The sequence below is a fragment of the Methylophaga sp. UBA1464 genome (assembly GCF_002325665.1).
Lineage (GTDB): Bacteria > Pseudomonadota > Gammaproteobacteria > Nitrosococcales > Methylophagaceae > Methylophaga.
This window is the reverse complement of the sequence record NZ_DCSO01000081.1, coordinates 6,918-8,522: the sequence shown is the minus strand read 5'-3', so window position 1 is coordinate 8,522 and position 1,605 is coordinate 6,918. Positions and strand designations below refer to the sequence as shown.

The window sequence follows — 1,605 nt, the reverse complement described above, 5'->3', positions numbered from 1 at the left end:
AACTCGCTGATATCATTACTAAAACTTCTGGCCGCGGCGGTATCACGCTGATGCCAGCCTTTGCCGTTGGCCGGGCACAAATGCTGCTTTATGTGGTGCATAAACTGATGGAAGAAGGCAGAATCCCCGAAATGCCGGTCTACCTGAACAGCCCGATGGCGATTAAGGCCACTGAGGCTTTCATCAAACACCACAAAGAACATAAGCTGGACCAAAGCCAGTGCGCGCTGATTGACGATCAAACTCAGTACATCCGTACCGTAGATGAATCTATCGAACTGGATGCCATGCGTTATCCCTGCGTGATTGTATCGGCAAGTGGTATGGCCTCCGGTGGTCGGGTATTACATCATCTTAAAACCTTATTACCGAATCCACGAAACAGTATTGTATTCGCAGGCTTCCAGGCCCCGGGCACTCGTGGGGATGCATTGGTAAATGGTGCTCAATCCGTCAAAATCCACGGTGCGTACTGGCCGGTAAAAGCCGAAATTCATAACCTGGATTCCATGTCCGCTCATGGTGACTACAACGAAATTTTGAGTTGGTTAGAGCAGGGCAACCTCAAGCCCGATAAGGTTTACGTCACCCACGGCGAAGTCGTTGCCAGCGACACCATGCGTAAATACATCACCGAAAAATTCGGCTGGGATGCTGAAGTGCCAGAACTGTTTGAGGAAGTGGATATTTGAAATAAGGTCATTCATCAAATCTGGCCCAATAAAACTGGCTCAGTTTTTAACTAAAACTGAGCCTTTTTTTGTCCGAGATTTGATAATCTCATCAGCCTTAAAAATTAACCACAGAGACACAGAGAATAATTTTGAATTGTTATTTCGCTCTTTATTGGCAGCTAAAGAAATCAGATGCAGAAATTCATATCTTCGATTAATCGTTAATATCTCAAATAAATCAAAGGTTTGTTTTAATTTTAAAAACCGTATAAATTGTGATACATCTCTCATTTTGAGGCCGATATGGATATTCAGCTCGCATCAACCTACTCCCAAGCCTGTTCAGGCAGAAAATTGATCCTGAATCTTTCACGATTAATGAATTCAGTAAAATCTTACCTGGAAAAAATTAGATATTTCAATTGGTTAATTCGTGTTGGTAGGGTTTGTCAAATTTATAAACCATCCACGCTAATAATTATTATGAGGTCGCAGATCTCATTAACAGACTGTTAGCCATGAAAAGCGGAATACCACGTCATGAAGTCTGGAGACAGGCATATCGCAAGCAAAGATACTGTCGTCACCTCACGCAACAAGAGTTGAATCAGCGAGTACGGGATGTATTTGTGAATAACTTGCGACTTACTCCGCAAGCAAAAATAGGTCTGCCACAGATGGATCTTGAAGGCGTAAGGGGTATGGAATTGTGGACGCATGTACTTGAAGAGATGGTGCTGCGTCATGGGCCATATCCAAACGGATTCACAAGAGATATTTTACATTCAGAGCCGTTCCCCGATTTTGTCGGTGATCTAGGAAAAAAATCCTCTCAGGTTCTTTCGTCAAGAGGACTTAAAGAGGGCCAGGTATTTATCAAATTTGGCGAAGCCAAGCACATGACAAGTTTGTACGAGTGAGGTGAATTACG

General features: G+C 43.4%; 2 protein-coding genes. Both read left to right on the top strand.

Annotated elements, in window-relative coordinates:
* Positions 1-692: MBL fold metallo-hydrolase RNA specificity domain-containing protein (locus tag B3O33_RS10385; RefSeq protein ID WP_292363550.1), on the top strand; the 692-nt coding region annotated here is incomplete at its 5' end.
* A 611-nt stretch (positions 693-1,303) separates the two neighbouring features.
* Positions 1,304-1,594, top strand: coding sequence for a hypothetical protein (locus B3O33_RS10380; protein WP_292363548.1), 291 nt, complete (start codon positions 1,304-1,306; stop codon positions 1,592-1,594).
* The last annotated feature ends 11 nt before the right edge of the window (positions 1,595-1,605 follow it).